Below are 22,293 nucleotides of genomic sequence, written 5' to 3' on the forward strand. Positions count from 1 at the left end.
TCGATCTTATTTCTTCTTACCAGCTTTACCTTCTTTACGAAGAATGCGTTCGCCTTCATACTTGATACCTTTACCTTTATACGGTTCTGGTTCACGTACGGAACGAACTTTCGCTGCCATTGCGCCAACTAGCTCTTTATCAATACCTCTAACGATGATTTTCGTGTTCGTTGGAACATCGAACTCAATACCGTTCTCAGGGTTGATTTCAACTGGATGGGAGTACCCAACGTTGAGAACCAATTTGTCACCGCTTTTGTTTGCACGGTAACCTACGCCTACTAGATCCAAAGATTTCGTGAACCCTTCCGTAACACCACTTACCATGTTGGCAACAACACTACGTGTTGTACCATGCAGGGAACGGTGGAGCTTGTTATCGGAAGGACGCTCAACAGAAATCTCGTTTTCTAGAACACTGATTTTCATATCTTTATGAAGTTCACGGGACAAGGATCCTTTAGGACCGTTAACCGTGATTTGAGTATTGTCTAGTGTTACATTTACACCACTTGGAATGGTGATTGGCTTACGACCAATACGAGACATGTTTGCACCTCCATTCAATTACAATTGTATTACCAAACGTAGCAGATAACCTCTCCGCCAGCTTTGGATTGACGAGCATCTTTATCCGTCATAACTCCTTGAGACGTGGAGATGATGGCAATCCCTAATCCGCCCAGAACACGAGGGACTTCTTGTGATTTAGTGTAAACGCGTAGACCTGGTTTCGAAATTCTTTTCAAACCAGAGATAACACGCTCATTGTTTGAACCGTATTTCAGGAACAAACGAATGATACCTTGTTTGCTATCTTGAACGTACTCAGCATCACGGATAAATCCTTCTTTTTTAAGGATTTCAGCGATTTCCCTCTTCACTTTTGAAGCTGGGATTTCAACTGTCTCATGACGTACGATGTTCGCATTACGAATGCGTGTTAGCATATCTGCAATTGGATCTGACATGACCATTTTGTGTAAACCTCCTTCCCGAAAATAGGGTGATTACCAGCTTGCTTTTTTCACGCCTGGAATCTGACCTTTGTGTGCTAATTCGCGGAAACAAATCCGACAAATTTTGAACTTGCGAAGCACTGAATGCGGACGTCCGCAGCGCTCACAACGTGTGTATGCTTGCACTTTAAACTTCGGGGTACGTTGCTGTTTGACTTTCATCGAAGTTTTTGCCACTTAATATAACACCTCCTGATAGGTACGACTGGTAACCTATTTTACGAAAGGCGCTCCGAGTTGTGTTAAAAGCTCGCGAGCTTCCTCGTCGGACTTAGCCGTCGTTACGATAACAATATCCATACCACGAACTTTATCGATTTTATCATACTCAATTTCAGGGAAAATGAGTTGTTCTTTCAAACCAAGTGTGTAGTTACCGCGACCATCAAATGCTTTGTTGGAAATACCGCGGAAGTCACGTACACGTGGAAGTGATACGTTAAATAATTTATCCAAGAAGTGGTACATGCGCTCACCACGAAGAGTTACTTTCGCGCCGATCGGCATGTTTTCACGAAGTTTGAAACCCGCGATTGCTTTTTTGGATTTTGTTACAACTGGTTTTTGACCAGAGATCTTTTGAAGATCTTCAACTGCAGTATCAAGTACTTTGGAGTTCGATACAGCCTCACCAACACCCATGTTGATTACGACTTTCTCGATTTTCGGCACTTGCATAACTGTTGTGTAGTTGAACTTTTGAATTAATGCAGGCGTAATTTCGTTCAAGTAACGATCTTTCAATCTTACTGCCATGACTTAGTATCCTCCTTTCCATACATGTGTGTATTAGTCGATAACTTCGCCGGATTTTTTCGCGATACGAACTTTCGTTCCGTTATCCAATACTTTGTATCCTACGCGAGTAGGTTTGCCGCTCTTAGGATCAATCAGCATCACGTTAGAAACGTGAATCGCAGCTTCTTGATTCAAGATACCGCCTTGTGGGTTAAGTTGGGATGGTTTCGCATGTTTCTTAACCATGTTTACACCTTCAACAAGAACACGATTTTGACGAGGGTAAGCAGCGATAACGCGGCCTTTCTTACCTTTATCTTTGCCCGTGATTACAAAAACAGTATCGTCTTTTTTCACGTGCAATTTATTGTTATGAGATTCTAATCTCTTTTTAAGTCTTGGCATTAGCTTCTACACCTCCTGGGGTTCTCCGCTTTGGAAAACAACATCGTAACACGTCTTAGATAACTTCTGGAGCCAAGGATACGATCTTCATGAAGTCTCTATCGCGAAGTTCGCGAGCAACTGGTCCGAAGATACGAGTACCACGTGGGCTCTTATCTTCTTTCACGATAACAGCTGCATTCTCATCAAATGAGATATATGAACCGTCTTTACGGCGAGCACCGCTCTTCGTACGAACGATAACTGCTTTAACAACGTCACCTTTTTTGACAACGCCACCTGGTGTTGCTTCTTTTACTGAACATACGATCAAATCACCAATGTGACCAACGCGACGACCAGTACCACCCAAAACGCGGATACACATCAATTGTTTCGCACCTGAGTTGTCAGCGACAGCCAAACGAGTAAATGGTTGAATCATCGTATTCCCTCCTTTCGGGGTTCATATCTAGAATATTAGATAACAACTGCCACTTCAATAATCTCAACCAGTCTCCAACTTTTATCTTTGGACAACGGTCTAGTTTCACTGATTTTCACAGTGTCACCAATCTTAGCTTGGTTGTTTTCATCATGCGCTTTGAACTTCTTTGTAGATTTAATTCTTTTGTGGTAGAGTTCATGTTTTTTGTAAGTTTCAACAGCAACAACAATGGTTTTATCCATTTTATCGCTGACAACTTTACCGATCAGAACTTTACGATCGTTACGTTCAGTCATCTAAGGAACACTCCCTTCTAGATTTGGTTACCCAATACCCAGTTCTCTTTCACGCAAAATAGTCTTGGCACGAGCGATCTCTTTACGCAAATCACGAATCTGAGTCGGGTTGTCCAATTGACCAGTAGCTAGTTGAAAACGGAGGTTAAAGAGTTCTTCTTTAAAACCATTAACTTTTTGCTCGATTTCAGCAGTGGTTAAGTTCCGGAATTCACTACCCTTCATTTGCTTCACCGCCTACTTCTTCTCTTTTCACGAACTTCGTTTTGATTGGAAGCTTGTGAGCTGCAAGACGCATTGCTTCACGAGCAACCTCTTCGCTTACACCAGCTAGTTCAAACAAAATTTTGCCCGGTTTTACTACGGCAACCCATTTTTCCACGCTACCTTTACCACTACCCATACGAACTTCAAGCGGCTTTTGTGTAACTGGTTTAGCTGGGAAAATTTTAATCCATACTTTACCGCCACGTTTGATGTAACGTGTCATGGCAATACGTGCTGCTTCGATTTGACGGTTGGAAACCCAAGCCGGTTCAACCGCTTGCAGACCATATTCGCCAAAAGCAACTTCCGTTCCGCCTTTAGCGCGACCTTTCATGTTACCGCGGTGTTCTTTACGGTGTTTTACACGTTTAGGTACTAACATGATTTAATTTCCTCCTTCCGGCTGAGCCTTTTTCTTAGCTGTCGGAAGCACTTCTCCACGATAAATCCATACTTTTACACCAATACGTCCATAAGTAGTGGCTGCTTCAGCCGTACCATAGTCAATATCCGCACGAAGTGTATGAAGTGGAACAGTTCCCTCGCTATATCCTTCCGTACGAGCAATCTCAGCACCGCCAAGACGTCCGCTAGTTGCAACTTTGATACCTTTTGCTCCGGATCTCATAGTTCTTTGCATAGCTTGCTTCATAGCACGACGGAATGAAACACGACGCTCCAATTGAAGTGCAACAGCTTCAGCTACTAGGATAGCATCAAGATCTGGGTGTTTGATTTCAGAAATGTTGATATGAACTTTTTTGTTCGACATTGCTGCGATGTAGTTACGAATAACTTCAACTTCAGCTCCGCCTTTACCAATAACCATTCCTGGTTTAGCAGTATGAATCGTTACGTTAACACGGTTAGCCGCGCGCTCGATATCGATATGGGAAACTGCAGAATCTTTAAGTTTATTCTTTAAGTATTCGCGGATTTTGACGTCTTCAAGCAGCAGAGTTCCGAAATCTTTTTCTGCGAACCATTTGGACTCCCAATCACGAATGACACCAATTCTAAAACCTATCGGGTGTACTTTCTGACCCACACGTTACCCCTCCTTATTTTTCAGATACCACGATTGTAATGTGGCTGGTACGTTTTTTGATCGCGCTAGCGCGGCCCATTGCACGTTGTTGGAATCTTTTCATTGTTGGCCCTTGATTTACGAAAGTCTCGGAAACAACAAGTTTGTTTGGATCAAGTGAATAGTTATGCTCTGCATTGGCAATTGCGGAATTCAATAGTTTCTCCAGAATTGGAGAAGCCGCCTTCGGTGTATGACGCAAAATTGCGATCGCTTCACCTACCGCTTTTCCCCGAATCAAGTCAACAACTAGCTTTGCTTTACGAGGAGCAATCCGAGCGTGGTTCAATATTGCTTTAGCTTGCATGGTAGTACCTCCTCTCGGTTAAAAATGAATTAACGTTTTCCGGTTTTCTTATCGTCATCGTGACCTTTATACGTACGTGTTGGAGCAAATTCACCAAGCTTATGCCCAACCATATCTTCCGTTACATATACTGGCACGTGTTTTCTTCCGTCATAAACTCCGAAAGTGTGACCAACGAATTGCGGGTAAATTGTAGAACGACGGGACCACGTTTTGACAACTAATTTCTTGCCAGAAGTATTCAAGTCTTCTACTTTTTTCAGTAAGTGTCCATCAATAAATGGACCCTTCTTTAAGCTGCGACCCATGGGTGTTCCTCCCTTCCTTGAACCTCAAGAGAATTCATATATCCTAGATTACTTCGTACGACGACGTACAATGTATTTATCGGATGCTTTACCTTTTTTACGAGTTTTGAAACCAAGCGTAGGTTTACCCCATGGAGACATAGGTGATTTACGTCCGATTGGTGCGCGTCCTTCACCACCACCGTGTGGGTGATCATTCGGGTTCATAACAACCCCACGAACTTGAGGACGATTGCCTTTCCAACGATTACGTCCTGCTTTACCGATTTTCACTAATTCGTGATCTTCGTTACCAACAGAACCGATTGTTGCGCGGCAAACTTTTAGAACTTTACGAACTTCACCAGATGAAAGGCGAATTGTTACGTATGATTCTTCTTTACCAAGCAATTGAGCTTCAGTACCAGCTGCGCGCACTAATTGTGCACCTTTACCAGGTTTCAACTCAATGTTGTGGATAACTGTACCAACTGGAATGTTTTCCAATGGAAGAGCGTTACCTACTTTGATATCAGCTTGTGGTCCAGAAACGATACGATCATCCACTTTAAGACCTTTAGGAGCGATGATGTATTTTTTCTCACCATCAGCATAATGAATCAATGCGATGTTCGCGGAACGGTTAGGATCGTACTCAACTGTAGCAACGCGTCCTGGTATTCCATCTTTAGTACGTTTGAAATCGATAATACGGTATTTACGCTTGTGTCCACCACCATGGTGACGAACCGTAATTTTACCTTGGTTGTTACGACCAGCATGCTTGAACAAAGGAGCAAGCAATGACTTCTCGGGTGTTGACGTTGTGATTTCTTCAAAAGTAGAAACCGACATCGCACGACGAGCTGGTGAGGTTGGTTTGTATTTTTTAATTGGCACTCTGTTTCCTCCTTACTTCAAGAAATGGGTTATACCGTTTCGAAGAATTCCAATTCTTTGCTTTCTGCGCTTAGGGACACGATAGCTTTCTTCCAGATGGAAGTGTAACCAGAGTGTTTGCCATAACGCTTAGGCTTAGCTGGCATTCTGAGTGTGTTTACATTTGTAACTTTCACTTTGAAGATTGCTTCGATAGCTTGTTTAATTTCTGTTTTGTTAGCGCGAAGATCCACTTCGAAAACATACTTTTTGTTAGCCATTAGGTCGCTTGTACGCTCAGTGATGATCGGGCGCTTGATAATGTCGCGTGGATTTTTCATTGTGCAAGCACCTCCTCAACTTTCTGTACAGCCTCTTGTGTTAAGATCAATTTGTCATAAAGCATGACATCAAGAACGTTAACTCCATCAGCAGCAACAAATTTCACACCTGGGATATTACGAGCAGACAAAGCAACATTGGAGTCGTTAGGAACGCCTACAACTAGTACTTTTGTATCTACTTTCAGGTTGTTCAGAATAGCAACGAAATCTTTCGTTTTCGGAGCATTCATTTGTAGTTGATCTAGAACGATCAAGTTGTTATCGATAAGTTTCGAGGACAAAGCGGATTTGATCGCTAAGCGACGAACTTTTCTTGGTAATTTGAAACCATAGCTACGAGGAGTTGGTCCGAATACGGTACCGCCGCCTTTCCACTGTGGAGCACGAATACTACCTTGACGAGCACGACCTGTACCTTTTTGTTTCCAAGGTTTACGACCACCGCCGCGAACTTCAGAACGACCTTTAGTTTTGTGAGTTCCTTGACGCACAGCTGCTTGTTGCAAAAGAACAGCTTCGTGAATCGCATGAACGTGAGGTTCAATTCCGAAAACAACGTCAGACAGTTCAACTTCTCCTACCTGAGCACCTGTTACATTATATAAAGCTACTTTTGGCATCTGTCTTCCTCCTTTCTTACTTTTTCACAGCAGACTTCACGCTAACGTAGCTGTTTTTAGGACCCGGAATGGAACCTTTAACTAGCAATACATTACGCTCAGCATCTACTTTAATGATTTGAAGATTTTGAAGTGTTACTGTTTCGTTACCCATATGTCCTGGCAATTTCTTACCTTTAGGAACGCGGTTTGCTTGAATGGAACCCATCGAACCTGGTCCGCGGTGATAACGTGATCCGTGTGCCATTGGCCCAGTGGATTGGTTATGTCTTTTGATGTTACCTTGGAAACCTTTACCTTTGGAAGTACCCGTTACATCAACGAATTCGCCCTCTGTAAACAGATCTGCTTTCAGCTCTTGACCAACTTCATAGTCACCCAACTGAATGCCACGAATTTCTTTAACGTAGCGCTTAGGCGTTGCCCCTGCTTTTTTCGCATGGCCAAGCTCTGGTTTAATGATACGGCTAGCTTTTACATCATCAAAACCGATTTGGATCGACTCATAACCATCGTTATCCACATCTTTCTTTTGCAGTACCACACATGGTCCCGCTTGAATGACAGTTACCGGAACTACATTACCCTCCGGAGTAAACAATTGTGTCATCCCAAGTTTTTTTCCTAAGATACCTTTCATCGTTGACACCTCTTTTCCTTCCAGTATTAACTCTATAGTTGTTTTACAGTTTGATCTCGATGTCAACGCCAGACGGTAAGTCCAGACGCATCAAAGCATCAACTGTTTGTGGTGTTGGATTCACAATATCGATTAGACGCTTATGCGTACGCATCTCGAATTGCTCACGCGAATCCTTGTACTTGTGCACCGCACGAAGAATCGTGATGATTTGCTTCTCTGTCGGAAGCGGAATCGGACCGGATACACCTGCACCGGAACGCTTGGCAGTTTCCACGATTTTCTCAGCTGATTGATCAATAATTCTGTGATCATACGCCTTCAAACGGATACGAATTTTTTGCTTTGCCATTTAAAAGTCCCTCCTTCTATCGCCCAATTTAGTATCGGACATACTCCGCGAAAATTCTCCAACAGCCATCCCCATGGCAAAGGGGCCTGGTGTGTCGGCAACCTTTCGCATCATCGCAACGTCACAGACCAACGTTTAATATTATATAAAATTATAAAACGAAAAGCAAGTGAAATTTTAGGCATATGCACAAAATTATTTACTTGTGAGTTTTCCTTCTATATAACTAATTTTCGTCTGTCGTTTCCTCAATCCGTTTCTACATTATAATAAAAGAATTTCATTAAAACCACTGCATTCTGTTTCCAATCCACCACACCGTTGGTACCATTCGGATTCGCCGCGGACCACTAATAAAACAAAAAAACATCCACCGATAAATCGATGGATGTTTCTATCTCTCAAAGAGAGATTATTTTTGAATTGTAGCAACCGCGCCCGCACCAACTGTACGTCCGCCTTCACGAATCGCGAAGCGTGTTCCTTCTTCGATTGCGATTGGGTTGATTAGTTCAACTGTAACTGTGATGTTATCACCTGGCATAACCATCTCAGTACCTTCTGGAAGGGAGATGATACCCGTAACGTCAGTTGTACGGAAGTAGAACTGTGGACGGTAACCAGTGAAGAAAGGCTTATGACGGCCACCCTCTTCTTTAGTTAGAACGTAGATTTGTGCTGTAAAGTTCGTGTGTGGTTTAACTGAACCTGGTTTCGCAAGAACTTGTCCACGCTCGATATCTTTACGATCAACACCACGAAGCAAAGCTCCGATGTTGTCGCCAGCTTGAGCGGAATCAAGCAATTTACGGAACATCTCTACACCAGTTACGATGCATTTACGAGTTTCTTCAGCGATACCAACGATTTCAACTTCTTCTTGTACTTTAACAGTACCACGCTCAACACGACCAGTTGCAACTGTTCCACGACCAGTGATTGAGAATACATCCTCAACTGGCATAAGGAAAGGCTTGTCTGTTTGACGCTCAGGAGTTGGGATGTAAGTATCAACTTGCTCGAACAACTCGATGATTTTGTCAGCCCAAGGACCATCTGGGTTTTGAAGAGCTTCACGAGCTGCACCACGGATGATTGGAGTATCATCGCCTGGGAACTCATATTCGTTAAGAAGGTCGCGAACTTCCATCTCAACCAATTCAAGCAACTCTTCGTCTTCAACCATGTCACATTTGTTAAGGAATACCACGATGTATGGTACGCCTACTTGACGGGAAAGAAGAATGTGCTCACGCGTTTGTGGCATAGGGCCATCAGCTGCGGATACTACTAGGATTGCGCCGTCCATTTGAGCAGCACCTGTGATCATGTTTTTAACATAGTCAGCATGTCCTGGGCAATCTACGTGTGCGTAGTGACGGTTAGGAGTTTCGTACTCAACGTGAGCTGTGGAGATTGTGATACCGCGCTCGCGCTCTTCCGGTGCTTTATCGATTTGGTCGAATGCTACTGCAGCTCCACCGTATCTTTTGGACAGTACTGTAGTGATAGCAGCTGTCAAAGTTGTTTTACCATGATCGACGTGACCAATAGTTCCGATGTTAACATGCGGTTTGTTACGTTCAAATTTAGCCTTTGCCATTTTAAACGATTCCTCCTTAGAGTGACTAATATTTTTATATTAAGCGCCTTTGCCTTTTGCAATAATTTCTTCTGCAATTGACTTAGGTACTTCTTCATAATGTGAAAGCTCCATGGAGTAAACACCACGGCCTTGTGTTCTTGAACGAAGTGTTGTGGAATATCCAAACATTTCGGACAAAGGCACCTTAGCACGGATGATTTGCGCGCCATGACGGTTATCCATACCTTCGATACGTCCACGACGGGAGTTAAGGTCACCCATAACATCGCCCATGTACTCTTCTGGTACAGTAACTTCAACCTTCATGATTGGCTCTAGAAGAACCGGTTTACATTTTTCTTTCGCAGCTTTAAGTGCCATGGAACCCGCGATTTTGAACGCCATTTCATTGGAGTCAACATCATGGTAAGATCCATCGACAACAGTAGCTTTGATATCCACAAGCGGGAATCCTGCGATTACACCGTTCTTCATGGATTCTTCGATACCAGCTTGAATAGGTGCGATATATTCTCTTGGAATAGATCCGCCCACTACTTTGCTTTCGAAAATGAAACCTGTGCCAGCTTCTTGAGGTTCGAACTCAACCCAACAATGTCCGTATTGACCACGACCACCGGATTGACGAACGAATTTACCTTCAACTTTAGCTGCCGCGCGGAATGTTTCACGATAAGCAACTTGTGGTTTACCTACATTGGTTTCAACTTTGAACTCGCGAAGCATACGGTCAACTAGGATCTCAAGGTGAAGCTCACCCATACCTGCGATGATCGTTTGTCCAGTTTCTTCGTCTGTGGAAGCACGGAAAGTAGGATCCTCTTCAGCAAGCTTTTGCAATGCGATACCCATTTTGTCTTGATCGGCTTTCGTCTTCGGTTCAACAGCAAGCTGGATAACCGGTTCAGGGAAGACCATTTTCTCAAGAATAACTGGGTTTTTCTCATCACAAAGTGTATCACCAGTCGTTGTATCTTTCAATCCAACGGCAGCGGCGATGTCACCAGCGTATACAATGCTGATCTCTTGACGGCTGTTCGCATGCATTTGCAGGATACGACCAACGCGCTCACGTTTGCCTTTTGTCGCGTTAGAGACATAGGAACCGGAGTTCAAGGTACCAGAGTAAACACGGAAGAATGTAAGACGACCAACGAAAGGATCTGTCATGATTTTAAATGCAAGCGCTGAGAAAGGTTGATCATCAGCAGACTTACGAACCACTTCAGTACCATCGTCTAGTACACCTTTGATGTCAGGTACATCAAGTGGTGATGGCAGGTAATTAATTACCGCATCCAACATCAATTGAACACCTTTGTTTCTGTAAGAAGACCCTACGATAACTGGGAAGATTTTCACTTCGCAGACACCTTTACGTAGAGCTGCTTTGATCTCGTCAACAGTGATTTCTTCGCCCTCGAGATATTTCATTGTAAGCTCTTCATCAAGCTCAGCAACTTTCTCGATTAGTTCCAAACGAAGTTCTGCAACTTGATCTTTGAACTCAGCAGGGATTTCGATTTTCTCGATATCCTTACCAAGATCGTCTTTGTACATATACGCAACTTCATCAACCAAATCGATGATACCTTTGAAATCACTCTCAGCACCGATTGGAAGTTGAATAGCTACAGCATTTGCACCAAGTTTTTGACGCATGGACTCAACAACTTGCAGGAAGTCTGCACCGATGATGTCCATTTTGTTTACGTAAGCAATACGTGGAACGTTGTATTTATCAGCTTGTCTCCAAACTGTTTCGGATTGAGGTTCAACGCCCTCTTTCGCGCTAAATACACCAACTGCTCCATCTAACACACGAAGGGAACGCTCTACCTCAACGGTAAAGTCAACGTGCCCTGGGGTATCAATAATATTGATGCGGTGACCTTCCCATTGCGCAGTTGTAGCGGCGGAAGTAATCGTGATTCCGCGCTCTTGCTCCTGCTCCATCCAGTCCATCGTAGCTGCACCTTCGTGCACTTCTCCGATTTTGTGAACTTTACCAGTGTAGTACAAGATACGCTCTGTTGTAGTCGTTTTACCAGCATCGATATGAGCCATGATCCCGATATTACGTGTGTTTTTTAAGGAGAACTCTCTAGCCATAGGTCGTTATGTCTCCTTTCTGTTAATTGATTTAGAATTCTACCAACGGTAGTGAGCAAAAGCTTTGTTAGCTTCAGCCATTTTGTGTGTATCTTCACGTTTCTTAACGGAAGAACCAGTGCTATTGCTAGCATCGATAATTTCATAAGCCAATCTTTCTTCCATCGTCTTCTCACCGCGAAGACGGGAATAGTTAACCAACCAACGCAAACCTAATGTCGAACGACGGTCAGGTCTAACTTCGATAGGCACTTGATAGTTCGCTCCACCAACACGGCGAGCTTTAACTTCTAGTACTGGCATAATGTTTTTGATAGCAGCTTCAAACACTTCCATCGGCTCTTTACCTGTACGATCTTTCACGAGGTTAAAAGCGTTGTATAGAATCGTTTGTGCTACCCCTCTTTTTCCATCAACCATAATACGATTGATAAGACGAGTAACTAGTTTGCTATTATAAATAGGATCTGGCAATACGTCTCTGCGAGTAACTGGACCTTTACGAGGCATAGTTATCCCCCTTTCTTATAAGAATCATCCCTGATTATTATCTCTTATTTTTTAACTTTCGGACGTTTCGTACCGTATTTGGAACGGGATTGCTTACGGTTGTTAACACCGGAAGTATCCAGCGCGCCACGAACGATGTGATAACGTACCCCTGGAAGATCTTTAATTCTACCACCACGGATCAATACAACGCTGTGTTCTTGCAGGTTGTGACCGATACCTGGGATGTAAGCTGTCACCTCTACGCGGTTCGTTAAACGAACACGTGCATATTTACGAAGTGCGGAGTTAGGCTTCTTAGGAGTCATAGTACCTACACGCGTGCAGACACCACGTTTTTGAGGAGCGCTCAAATCCGTTGCTTCTCTTTTCAAAGCGTTAAAACCTTTTTGTAAAGCTGGTGATTTGGACTTATCCACCTTCGCTTGACGACCTTTACGTACTAGTTGGTTAATTGTTGGCATATCGCCACCTCCTCCCTACATTCATAACATGATGTGCTTCTTGCAAGCCCACAGATCCAGGCGAGTCATAAATGAGCAAAGAGAAAGTCTTTGTTATGGATAGCTGTCAAAGTCACTAGTACTTACGCTAGCATGTTCCACCAACAAAAACGTCTTTAGCAATTATTCATTTACAACAGCTGCTACCGCAGCTCCAACTTCAATTCCACATGCTTTACCTAGCATCTTCATAGAATCTACGTAGGTTACAGGCACACCCTTCTGCGTACAGAGGGCTACCAGATTTATCGTCAATCGCGGATCTGCATCTTTAGAAACAAAAACTTCTATCGCCTTACCTTGCTCGACTGTTTTTGTAACTTTCTTCGTGCCTACACATCTATTCTTCGCCTGTTTGACTATTTCATAAGACATTAGGCACCCCCTTCAAAGAAAGGTAAGAATATCGACTTAGGCACACTACGATATATTAGCATTTTGATTAGCGAGTGTCAAGGGTTAGTTTACGTTATTCTATTAAACCAGTGGACCTTATTATCAAATAAAAAAGAGATAGCACACCCCTTATCAAGTGGCTACCTCTTTCTCTATATGTCGTTACTCAACAGCAACTGTTTCTTTTTCCAAATCTTCATCTAGAACGACAACCTCGTTAGGGTTTGTGATTCGAATGTTGCGATATCTTGGCATGCCTGTTCCCGCGGGGATCAGTTTACCGATGATAACATTCTCTTTCAGACCCAACAATTGGTCGACTTTCCCCTTAATCGCTGCATCCGTCAAGACACGTGTTGTCTCTTGGAAAGAAGCTGCAGATAGGAAGGAATCCGTTTCGAGTGAAGCTTTCGTGATACCCAACAAGATTGGACGAGCAACCGCAGGCTCATTGCCAGCGAACAAAGCAACCTTATTAGCTGCTTCATACTCATGAATATCAACAAATGAACCTGGTAGAAGCGTAGTATCACCAGCATCTACGATGCGGATTTTACGTAGCATTTGACGAACCATAACTTCAATGTGCTTATCGTTGATTTCTACCCCTTGGTTACGATAAACGCGTTGTACTTCTTGAAGAATATAGTTCTGAACGCCGCGAATACCCTTGATGCGGAGCATTTCTTTCGGATCGATAGATCCGTCCGTCAACTCATCACCAGCTTCGACTTGTTGGTTCAGCGATACACGTACACGAGATCCGTACGGAACTGCATATACTTTGGATTCCGCTTCACCTTGAACTTCGATTTCACGACGATCCTTAGCTTCACGAATTTCCTTAACGACACCGTCGATTTCGGAAATGATCGCTTGACCTTTCGGATTACGTGCTTCAAAGAGCTCTTGAATACGCGGCAAACCTTGTGTAATATCGTCTCCGGCAACACCACCGGTATGGAACGTACGCATCGTCAACTGTGTTCCTGGCTCACCAATGGATTGCGCGGCAATAATACCAACTGCCTCACCAACCTCAACGAATTGACCAGTAGCCAAGTTACGGCCATAACATTTCTTACAAACACCATGATTGGTGCGGCAGCTAAGTACAGAACGAATTTGAAGTTTCTCGATACCTGCTTCAATAATTCGATCTGCAATACCTGATTCGATAAGCTCGTTACGTTGAACAATAACTTCGCCTGTTTGTGGATGACGTAGAGTTTCATAAGCATAACGGCCTTCAATACGATCGTAGAGATCTTCAATAACCTCTTTACCGTCTTGAATTTTGCTAACCATGAAGCCTTTATCTGTTCCACAATCGTCTTCACGAACGATAACATCCTGTGCTACGTCAACGAGACGACGAGTCAAGTAACCGGAATCCGCAGTACGAAGTGCTGTATCGGCAAGACCTTTACGCGCTCCGTGCGTAGAAATAAAGTATTCCAAGATTGTCAGACCTTCACGGAAGTTCGATTTAATTGGCAACTCCATAATTTTACCGGATGGATTCGCCATCAAACCACGCATACCGCCAAGCTGTGTAATCTGAGATTTGTTACCCCGTGCTTTTGACTCAACCATCATGGAGATGGAGTTGTATTTATCTAGGGATTTCATCAAAATTTCTGTGATTTCATCCTTAGCTTTACTCCAGATCGCAATAACGCGGTCATAACGCTCTTCATCTGTAATCAAACCACGACGGTATTGGTTCGTAACTACGCGTACTTTCTCTTCACATTCCTTAAGGATTGCTACTTTTTCAGTTGGAACAACAACGTCAGAGACAGCTACGGTAATACCAGCTTTGGTGGAATACGTGAATCCAAGCTCTTTAATTTTGTCAAGGATCATGGACGTTTGCGTCGTGTGGTATTTACGGAAACACTCAGCAATAATCGATCCTAGATATTCTTTACCTACCGCTTTGTTTTCATCACGTTCCAACATGATTGCTCTCAGATCCGCACCTTTTTCAAATACAAAGTGTGCATCCGGAATGCCGTTCAAGAGGTTCGTTTTGGTCGGTTCATTAATGAACGGGAAATCAGCTGGATAAATTTCGTTCATAATGATTTTACCGATTGTAGTGATCAACATTGCGTTTTGTTGTTTCTCTGTGAAGCTTGTTTTGTTCAACGCTTTAGCAGGGATCGCTACACGTGCGTGTAGTGCCATTTTGCCCGATTGGTAGGAAGAAACAGCTTCGTGTACGGTTCTAATAATGGAACCTGCACCTTTAGCAAATTTGTTATCCGTTGTTAAGTAGAAACTCCCCAGAACCATATCCTGTGAAGGTGTAACAACCGGCTTACCGTCTTTCGGATTCAAAATGTTACCCGATGCTAGCATGAGCAAGCGAGCTTCAGCTTGTGCTTCTGAGGACAATGGTACGTGCACGGCCATTTGGTCACCGTCGAAGTCAGCGTTGTAAGCTGTACATACGAGCGGATGTAGTTTAATAGCGCGGCCTTCAACCAGAATCGGTTCAAAAGCTTGAATACCTAATCTATGCAGCGTCGGTGCACGGTTCAGAAGAACCGGGTGCTCCTTAATTACTTCTTCAAGAACATCCCAAACATCTGGACTTACGCGCTCAACTTTACGTTTCGCACTCTTAATGTTATGAGCCAAACCTTTATTCACAAGTTCTTTCATAACGAAAGGCTTGAAAAGTTCAAGTGCCATTTCCTTCGGAAGACCACATTGGTACATCTTCAGGTTAGGTCCTACTACGATAACGGAACGACCAGAGTAGTCAACACGTTTACCGAGCAAATTCTGACGGAAACGACCTTGTTTACCTTTCAGCATATGGCTGAGGGATTTCAAAGGACGGTTACCTGGACCTGTTACTGGACGGCCGCGACGACCGTTGTCGATCAATGCATCAACCGCTTCTTGAAGCATCCGTTTCTCATTTTGTACAATGATATCCGGTGCGCCTAGGTCGAGCAATCTCTTAAGACGGTTGTTACGGTTGATAACACGGCGATAGAGGTCATTCAAATCGGATGTCGCAAAACGACCACCGTCAAGCTGTACCATCGGACGAAGCTCAGGCGGGATAACTGGCAGTACATCCAGTACCATCCAACCAGGCAAGTTCTTCGAGTTACGGAAAGCTTCCATAACTTCCAGACGCTTAATCGCACGATTACGACGTTGACCTTGTGCTGTTTTGAGTTCTTCTTTGAGTGTGTCTACTTCGCGTTCGATATCAATATCGATAAGAAGCTTTTTGACAGCTTCTGCACCCATGCCTGCTTGGAAAGCATAGCCGTATTTCTCGCGATAGCTACGGTATTCTTTTTCAGACAATAGTTGCTTCTTCTCAAGCGGTGTATCACCTGGATCCGTTACTACGTAGGATGCGAAATAGATGATTTCCTCCAAAGATCTTGGAGACATATCTAGTGCAAGCCCCATCCGACTAGGAATCCCTTTGAAGTACCAAATGTGTGACACAGGAGCAGCAAGTTCAATGTGCCCCATGCGTTCACGACGTACTTTTTGGCGGGTTACTTCAACGCCACAACGGTCACAAACGACGCCTTTATAGCGAACGCGTTTGTATTTACCGCAATGACATTCCCAATCTTTCGTAGGTCCGAAGATCTTTTCACAGAAAAGACCTTCTTTCTCAGGTTTTAAGGTTCTGTAGTTAATCGTTTCCGGCTTCTTTACTTCCCCACGGGACCAAGAGCGAATTTTATCGGGTGATGCCAAGCCGATTTTCATAAACTCGAAGTTGTTAACGTCCATCAAGGAGCAACCCTCCTTTAAGAATTTAAACCCACTATACAGTGAATCGTTCTCGTTCTAATGTGGTGTTACTATTCGTTGACTCCAAGTTCGGAGCCTTCAATGTTTAGGTTTAATTTATCGCTCGTCACTTCGTCGTCATCATCGGCTTCGCGCATTTCGATCTCTTCTTCGTCACCAGACAGGATTTTAACATCCATACCTAAGCTTTGAAGCTCTTTGATCAAAACTTTGAAGGATTCCGGAACACCTGGTTCTGGAACATTCTCGCCTTTGACAATGGATTCGTATGTTTTCACACGGCCCACAACGTCATCTGACTTAACGGTAAGAATCTCTTGCAATGTATACGCAGCTCCATAAGCCTCGAGTGCCCATACTTCCATCTCCCCGAAACGTTGTCCACCGAACTGCGCTTTACCACCCAGCGGTTGCTGAGTAACAAGGGAGTAAGGTCCTGTGGAACGGGCATGGATTTTATCGTCAACCATGTGTGCCAGTTTGATCATGTACATAACGCCAACGGTTACTTCACGTTCAAAGGACTCCCCTGTACGACCATCGTACAGAATCGTTTTACCGCTACGTTGCATACCTGCTTCTTCCATGGCATCAAATACGTCATACTCACGCGCTCCATCGAATACTGGTGTTGCAGCGTGAATACCCAAATACTTGGAAGCCATACCTAAGTGAACTTCTAGTACTTGACCGATGTTCATCCGTGAAGGAACCCCTAGTGGATTCAAAACAACTTCAACCGGTGTACCATCAGGAAGGAAAGGCATATCTTCTTCAGGGAGAATACGTGCTACTACCCCTTTGTTACCATGACGTCCCGCCATTTTGTCGCCTTCGGAAATTTTCCGTTTTTGAGCGATATAGACACGGACAAGTTGGTTCACACCAGGAGGCAGCTCATCGCCGTTCTCACGCGTAAATACTTTCACATCGACAACGATACCGTCTGTACCATGCGGTACGCGCAGGGACGTGTCACGAACCTCACGAGCCTTCTCACCGAAGATCGCATGCAGCAATCTTTCTTCCGCTGTCAGCTCCGTTACACCCTTCGGTGTTACTTTACCAACGAGGATGTCGCCAGCGCCAATTTCAGCACCGACACGGATGATTCCGCGCTCATCAAGATTCTTAAGTGCGTCTTCCCCTACGTTCGGGATGTCGCGAGTAATTTCTTCTGGTCCAAGCTTCGTATCACGAGCTTCAGACTCGTATTCCTCGATATGAATGGAGGTATACACATCTTCTTTTACAAGCTTTTGGCTTAGCAAGATCGCATCCTCATAGTTGTAACCTTCCCAAGTCATGAAAGCTACGACTACGTTACGCCCAAGCGCCAATTCACCTTGCTCAGTTGATGGTCCATCAGCAAGGATATCTCCTGCTTTAATCAATTGACCCTTTTTAATAATTGGACGTTGATTAATGCAAGTACCTTGGTTGGAACGCATAAATTTGTGAAGTTTATATTTGACGATGTTGCCACTGACTAGCTTGCCATCAACCATTTCCTGGCGACGCAGCCAAATTTCATTCGCAGCAGCCTTCTCAATAATTCCATCAAATTTGGAGACAATACATACTCCTGAGTCTTTAGCAACTTTGTGCTCCATACCCGTTCCTACAAGTGGTGCTTTAGGAATAAGAAGTGGAACAGCTTGACGCTGCATGTTGGAACCCATTAACGCACGGTTGGAGTCATCGTTTTCAAGGAACGGGATTAACGCTGTTGCCACAGAGACAACTTGCTTTGGAGAAACGTCCATGTAGTCGACACGTTCAACCGGAAGTGTTAAGTTATCATCTTTGTAACGAACGATAATGGCGTCTTCGACGAATTTATTATCTTCCGTCAATTTCGCATTCGCTTGCGCGATAACGTAGTTATCTTCTTCATCCGCTGTCAGGTAAGCGATTTGATCTGTTACCAAGCCAGTCTTCGGATCTACCCAACGGTACGGAGCTTCAATGAAGCCATACTCATTAATACGGGCAAACGTAGACAGGGAGTTGATCAGACCAATATTCGGTCCCTCAGGCGTCTCAATTGGACACATACGACCATAGTGAGAGTGATGCACGTCACGAACTTCCATCCCTGCGCGCTCTCTCGTCAAACCGCCGGGTCCGAGTGCAGACAGACGTCTCTTGTGCGTCAATTCAGCAAGCGGATTCGTTTGGTCCATAAACTGAGAAAGCTGGGAGCTACCGAAGAACTCTTTGATCGACGCGATAACAGGACGAATATTGATCAACGCTTGCGGCGTGATCACGTTAGCATCTTGAATCGACATACGCTCACGAACAACACGCTCCATACGGGATAGACCGATACGGAATTGATTTTGAAGCAATTCACCTACAGAACGAAGTCTACGGTTACCAAGATGGTCAATATCATCCGTATTTCCAATACCATGCAGTAAGTTAATAAAGTAGTTAATGGATGAAATGATATCGGCAGGCGTGATGTTCTTGACAGCTTTATCAATAACACCGTTAGAAATAACCTTAACTACCTTGCCTTCTTCTGTTGGTGAGTAAACATTAATGCACTGGACAGGGATTGTATCCGCGCCAGTTACACCTTTAGGAATCGTAAACTCTTTATACCCTGCGCCTTTTTCGATAAAAGGAAGGATTTCATCAAGCACACGACGATCCAACAATTGTCCAGCTTCAGCAATGATTTCTCCCGTTTCGGAATCTACCAAAGTTTCAGCCAAACGTTGATTGAACAATCTGTTCTTGATGTGTAATTTTTTGTTGATTTTGTAGCGACCTACGTTCGCCAAATCGTAACGCTTCGGATCAAAGAAACGAGCAACGATCAAGCTTCTTGCATTATCAAGTGTAGGTGGCTCGCCTGGACGAAGACGCTCATAGATTTCGATTAACGCTTTTTCCGTAGAATCCGTGTTATCTTTATCTAGCGTATTACGAATATATTCGTTATCGCCAAGCAAATCTAGAATTTCAGCATCCGTACCAAATCCTAATGAACGAAGCAATACAGTAACCGGAATTTTACGTGTGCGATCGATACGAACATAGATGATATCCTTCGCATCTGTCTCAAGCTCCAGCCATGCTCCACGGTTCGGAATCACTGTTGCTGTGTAAGTTTTTTTGCCGTTTTTATCCACTTTCGTGCTATAATAAACACTGGGAGAACGAACGAGCTGGGAGACGATTACACGCTCCGCACCGTTAATAATGAACGTTCCCGTATCAGTCATAATAGGGAAATCCCCCATGAACACTTCTTGTTCCTTGACCTCACCGGTTTCCTTATTAATCAAACGGACTTTGACTCTTAACGGCGCCGCATAAGTTACGTCGCGTTCTTTGGACTCATCAACGGAATACTTAGGATCGCCTAAGCTATAGTCGATGAACTCCAGTACTAGGTTCCCTGTAAAATCCTGAATCGGGGAGATATCCTGAAACATCTCACGAAGTCCCTCTTCCAAAAACCACTCATACGATTTTTGCTGGATTTCAATCAGGTTTGGAATGCCCAGAACCTCATTAATTCGTGCATAAGTCCTGCGTTTACGTCGTCCAAATTGAACAAGATGTCCCGCCAACTTTCATTCACCCCTCAACTCTACTCAATAAATAAAAAGAAAGAAGAAAAACTTCGACCGACGTACACTCAGGACGCCTCCGTTAGTGGAGCCCGTCCGAATTAAGCGACTGTATGGATGAAGGTTTTTTTCTGTATTCAATAGACTTTATCAAGAATTTCTTCCCATCCTGTTAGAATTTCCCAAAATTCAAACATTATACGTTGCTGGTTCGAATTTTATTCATATCGGAGAAAAAAGACTTGACATTTTTACTAACTAAAGACATGTGTCCCATCTTAATACTGACATTTTTTAATAATATCACAATTGAAATGTCAAGTCAAACAAATTCCCACGTATATTCGCAAGAGACTTACTTCGTCGCCTTAAGAATGCGATAGCCTTTGTCCTTCGATACTTCCACCACTTCACTATACATGGTTTCCAGTTTCTTTACTGCAGACGGCGCCCCTTGCTTCTTCTGAATGACGACCCATAGCGAGCCCCCAGCATTCAAACAATCATAAGCCTCTACGAAAATCCGATGAACCGTTTCTTTTCCCGCACGAATTGGCGGATTGGTCAAAACAGCGTCAAACTTCTTATCCTTCACTTGCTCCAGCAAATCGCTCTGTAGAATGGTGACATTCGTAATCCCATTTCGCCGCGCATTTTCTACTGAAAGTTCTACTGCTCTCTCATTGATGTCCACCATTGTTACATGCCCTTGCGGGCACATCACCGCAGCGCTCAGCCCCATCGGTCCGTAGCCACAGCCCACATCGAGCACGCTAGCATCTTCCGGCAATTCCATCGTTTCTATTAAATGCTTACTTCCATAATCGACACCTTTTTTCGAAAACACACCCGCATCCGTTAGAAAAGTAAATGTCTTACCACGTAATATCTCTTGCGTTGTATGGACATCACTCTTCACGGTCGGTCGTTGTGTGTAGTAATGCTCTGACACGTTTGAATTCCCTCCTTTTCTACCTATAGGAAAATCAAATAACCACGTGCGTTCCTAAGGCTTTCCTAAGGGTAAAAACTTAGGCACAATAAACGGCTACGCGGTCCATAATGGACGGAAGCGTTTATCTAGACATTAGTTGAAAAAAACCTCTTGAAGTCAAGCTTCAAGAGGTTTCCTAAGAAAAAGAAATTACTTAACTTCTACGGAAGCGCCAGCTTCAGTAAGCTTAGCTTTAACAGCGTCTGCTTCTTCTTGGCTAACTTTTTCTTTAACTGCTTTTGGAGCTCCGTCAACAAGGTCTTTCGCTTCTTTCAGGCCAAGACCTGTGATTTCGCGAACTACTTTGATTACGTTGATTTTGGATGCGCCAGCGCTTGTCAAGATAACGTCAAACTCAGTTTGAGCTTCTTCAACTGCTACTGCTGCGCCGCCGCCTGCTGCTACTGGAGCTGCTGCTGTTACGCCAAACTCTTCTTCAATTGCTTTAACCAGGTCGTTCAATTCCAAGATTGTCATGCCTTTGATTGCTTCTAGGATCGTTGCATTTGTGCTCATGGTTAAACCTCCATTATCATTAATAAATTATTTTTTGTTGTTGTAAAACATTCGGAACGTTGAAATTAAGCTTGACCTTCAGCTTCTTTTTTCTCTGCAACTGCTTTAACAGCAAGTGCAAAGTTACGAACTGGAGCTTGAAGAACGCTAAGCAACATGGAGAGAAGACCATCTCTGGATGGAAGTTCTGCAAGTGCTTTGATTTCAGCGGATCCAACTACGCGGCCTTCGACCACACCAGCTTTCACGCTCAATTTATCATTCTTTTTCGCAAATTCAGTCAAGATTTTAGCTGGAGAGATTACATCGTCTTTGCTGAAAGCAATAGCTGTTGGTCCTGTTAGGAACTCATCCAACTCAGTCAGTTCAGCGTTAGCCGTTGCGCGTCTCGCTAGGGAGTTCTTGAGAACTGTAAATTCGATACCAGCTTCACGTAAGCTTTTGCGCAGCTGAGTTACTTGAGCTACGTTCAAACCACGGTAATCTGCTACGATTGTACAAGTGCTAGCTTTAAACTTTTCAGTTACAACAGCTACAGCTTGTTCTTTCTCTGCAAGAATTTTCGCGTTTGCCATAGTACACCTCACTTCTTATGCA

General features: G+C 43.8%; 27 protein-coding genes. All 27 read right to left on the bottom strand.

Annotation, left to right across the window (positions count from 1 at the left end):
- Positions 1–6: 6 nt before the first annotated feature.
- The 27 genes from rplF to rplJ all read right to left on the bottom strand — a co-directional run bounded on the left by rplF (position 7) and on the right by rplJ (position 22,271).
- Entirely contained in the window at positions 7–549 is a 543-nt protein-coding gene (rplF, locus tag AC58QC_RS29390) for a 50S ribosomal protein L6 (RefSeq protein WP_497418544.1), read from the bottom strand.
- 29 nt (positions 550–578) lie between these two features.
- Positions 579–977: a 30S ribosomal protein S8 gene (gene rpsH / locus AC58QC_RS29395; RefSeq protein WP_028557481.1), complete on the bottom strand. Its 399-nt coding sequence runs from the start codon at positions 975–977 to the stop codon at positions 579–581.
- Between the two features lie 33 nt (positions 978–1,010).
- Positions 1,011–1,196 (bottom strand): type Z 30S ribosomal protein S14, encoded by a 186-nt coding sequence (locus AC58QC_RS29400; protein WP_029196455.1) that lies wholly within the window; start codon positions 1,194–1,196, stop codon positions 1,011–1,013.
- A 36-nt stretch (positions 1,197–1,232) separates the two neighbouring features.
- Positions 1,233–1,775: a 50S ribosomal protein L5 gene (gene rplE / locus AC58QC_RS29405; protein ID WP_056618284.1), complete on the bottom strand. Its 543-nt coding sequence runs from the start codon at positions 1,773–1,775 to the stop codon at positions 1,233–1,235.
- A gap of 33 nt (positions 1,776–1,808) precedes the next feature.
- On the bottom strand, positions 1,809–2,162 hold the full coding sequence (rplX, locus tag AC58QC_RS29410) for a 50S ribosomal protein L24 (protein ID WP_081787661.1): 354 nt from the start codon (positions 2,160–2,162) through the stop codon (positions 1,809–1,811).
- A gap of 55 nt (positions 2,163–2,217) precedes the next feature.
- Complete coding sequence (rplN, locus tag AC58QC_RS29415; RefSeq protein WP_028557485.1) at positions 2,218–2,586, bottom strand: 50S ribosomal protein L14; 369 nt, start codon at positions 2,584–2,586, stop codon at positions 2,218–2,220.
- Between the two features lie 35 nt (positions 2,587–2,621).
- Positions 2,622–2,885: a 30S ribosomal protein S17 gene (gene rpsQ, locus AC58QC_RS29420; protein ID WP_497418545.1), complete on the bottom strand. Its 264-nt coding sequence runs from the start codon at positions 2,883–2,885 to the stop codon at positions 2,622–2,624.
- A gap of 27 nt (positions 2,886–2,912) precedes the next feature.
- On the bottom strand, positions 2,913–3,110 hold the full coding sequence (gene rpmC, locus AC58QC_RS29425; protein ID WP_028557487.1) for a 50S ribosomal protein L29: 198 nt from the start codon (positions 3,108–3,110) through the stop codon (positions 2,913–2,915).
- A complete protein-coding gene (gene rplP / locus AC58QC_RS29430; protein WP_028557488.1) occupies positions 3,100–3,534 on the bottom strand; it encodes a 50S ribosomal protein L16 in 435 nt (144 codons plus the stop codon). Before rplP ends, rpmC begins: the two co-directional genes overlap by 11 nt.
- A gap of 3 nt (positions 3,535–3,537) precedes the next feature.
- Positions 3,538–4,200 carry a 30S ribosomal protein S3 gene (rpsC, locus tag AC58QC_RS29435; protein ID WP_028557489.1) on the bottom strand — a complete coding sequence of 221 codons (663 nt, stop codon included), beginning with the start codon at positions 4,198–4,200 and terminating at the stop codon, positions 3,538–3,540.
- Between the two features lie 13 nt (positions 4,201–4,213).
- Positions 4,214–4,546 (bottom strand): 50S ribosomal protein L22, encoded by a 333-nt coding sequence (rplV, locus tag AC58QC_RS29440; RefSeq protein ID WP_028557490.1) that lies wholly within the window; start codon positions 4,544–4,546, stop codon positions 4,214–4,216.
- Positions 4,547–4,575: 29 nt separating this feature from the next.
- Positions 4,576–4,854, bottom strand: coding sequence for a 30S ribosomal protein S19 (gene rpsS, locus AC58QC_RS29445; RefSeq protein WP_028557491.1), 279 nt, complete (start codon positions 4,852–4,854; stop codon positions 4,576–4,578).
- Between the two features lie 48 nt (positions 4,855–4,902).
- Positions 4,903–5,733: a 50S ribosomal protein L2 gene (gene rplB / locus AC58QC_RS29450; RefSeq protein WP_056618285.1), complete on the bottom strand. Its 831-nt coding sequence runs from the start codon at positions 5,731–5,733 to the stop codon at positions 4,903–4,905.
- A gap of 29 nt (positions 5,734–5,762) precedes the next feature.
- Positions 5,763–6,053: a 50S ribosomal protein L23 gene (rplW, locus tag AC58QC_RS29455; protein WP_056618288.1), complete on the bottom strand. Its 291-nt coding sequence runs from the start codon at positions 6,051–6,053 to the stop codon at positions 5,763–5,765.
- Complete coding sequence (gene rplD, locus AC58QC_RS29460) at positions 6,050–6,676, bottom strand: 50S ribosomal protein L4 (protein WP_477593135.1); 627 nt, start codon at positions 6,674–6,676, stop codon at positions 6,050–6,052. The genes rplW and rplD overlap by 4 nt, the downstream gene beginning before the upstream one ends.
- A 16-nt stretch (positions 6,677–6,692) precedes the next feature.
- Positions 6,693–7,316, bottom strand: a complete 624-nt coding sequence (rplC, locus tag AC58QC_RS29465) for a 50S ribosomal protein L3 (RefSeq protein ID WP_029196463.1) — start codon at positions 7,314–7,316, stop codon at positions 6,693–6,695.
- 43 nt (positions 7,317–7,359) lie between these two features.
- Positions 7,360–7,668 (bottom strand): 30S ribosomal protein S10, encoded by a 309-nt coding sequence (gene rpsJ / locus AC58QC_RS29470; protein ID WP_028557496.1) that lies wholly within the window; start codon positions 7,666–7,668, stop codon positions 7,360–7,362.
- A 412-nt stretch (positions 7,669–8,080) separates the two neighbouring features.
- Positions 8,081–9,271, bottom strand: coding sequence for an elongation factor Tu (gene tuf, locus AC58QC_RS29475; RefSeq protein ID WP_028557497.1), 1,191 nt, complete (start codon positions 9,269–9,271; stop codon positions 8,081–8,083).
- Positions 9,272–9,310: 39 nt separating this feature from the next.
- Entirely contained in the window at positions 9,311–11,386 is a 2,076-nt protein-coding gene (gene fusA, locus AC58QC_RS29480) for an elongation factor G (protein ID WP_056618302.1), read from the bottom strand.
- Positions 11,387–11,425: 39 nt separating this feature from the next.
- Positions 11,426–11,896 (bottom strand): 30S ribosomal protein S7, encoded by a 471-nt coding sequence (rpsG, locus tag AC58QC_RS29485; RefSeq protein WP_028557499.1) that lies wholly within the window; start codon positions 11,894–11,896, stop codon positions 11,426–11,428.
- Between the two features lie 44 nt (positions 11,897–11,940).
- On the bottom strand, positions 11,941–12,360 hold the full coding sequence (gene rpsL / locus AC58QC_RS29490) for a 30S ribosomal protein S12 (RefSeq protein ID WP_028557500.1): 420 nt from the start codon (positions 12,358–12,360) through the stop codon (positions 11,941–11,943).
- 162 nt (positions 12,361–12,522) lie between these two features.
- On the bottom strand, positions 12,523–12,774 hold the full coding sequence (locus tag AC58QC_RS29495) for a ribosomal L7Ae/L30e/S12e/Gadd45 family protein (RefSeq protein WP_310502671.1): 252 nt from the start codon (positions 12,772–12,774) through the stop codon (positions 12,523–12,525).
- Between the two features lie 183 nt (positions 12,775–12,957).
- Positions 12,958–16,578 (bottom strand): DNA-directed RNA polymerase subunit beta', encoded by a 3,621-nt coding sequence (gene rpoC, locus AC58QC_RS29500; protein WP_497418546.1) that lies wholly within the window; start codon positions 16,576–16,578, stop codon positions 12,958–12,960.
- Positions 16,579–16,646: 68 nt separating this feature from the next.
- The gene (gene rpoB, locus AC58QC_RS29505; protein ID WP_497418547.1) at positions 16,647–20,186 is read right to left on the bottom strand and encodes a DNA-directed RNA polymerase subunit beta; all 3,540 of its coding nucleotides are present in this window, start codon (positions 20,184–20,186) and stop codon (positions 16,647–16,649) included.
- Between the two features lie 355 nt (positions 20,187–20,541).
- Entirely contained in the window at positions 20,542–21,138 is a 597-nt protein-coding gene (locus AC58QC_RS29510; RefSeq protein WP_497418548.1) for a class I SAM-dependent methyltransferase, read from the bottom strand.
- Positions 21,139–21,330: 192 nt separating this feature from the next.
- Positions 21,331–21,696 carry a 50S ribosomal protein L7/L12 gene (rplL, locus tag AC58QC_RS29515; RefSeq protein ID WP_057313458.1) on the bottom strand — a complete coding sequence of 122 codons (366 nt, stop codon included), beginning with the start codon at positions 21,694–21,696 and terminating at the stop codon, positions 21,331–21,333.
- A 65-nt stretch (positions 21,697–21,761) separates the two neighbouring features.
- Positions 21,762–22,271 carry a 50S ribosomal protein L10 gene (gene rplJ, locus AC58QC_RS29520; RefSeq protein ID WP_497418549.1) on the bottom strand — a complete coding sequence of 170 codons (510 nt, stop codon included), beginning with the start codon at positions 22,269–22,271 and terminating at the stop codon, positions 21,762–21,764.
- Positions 22,272–22,293 lie beyond the last annotated feature (22 nt).

It is taken from the genome of Paenibacillus sp. J22P51, assembly GCF_059692215.1.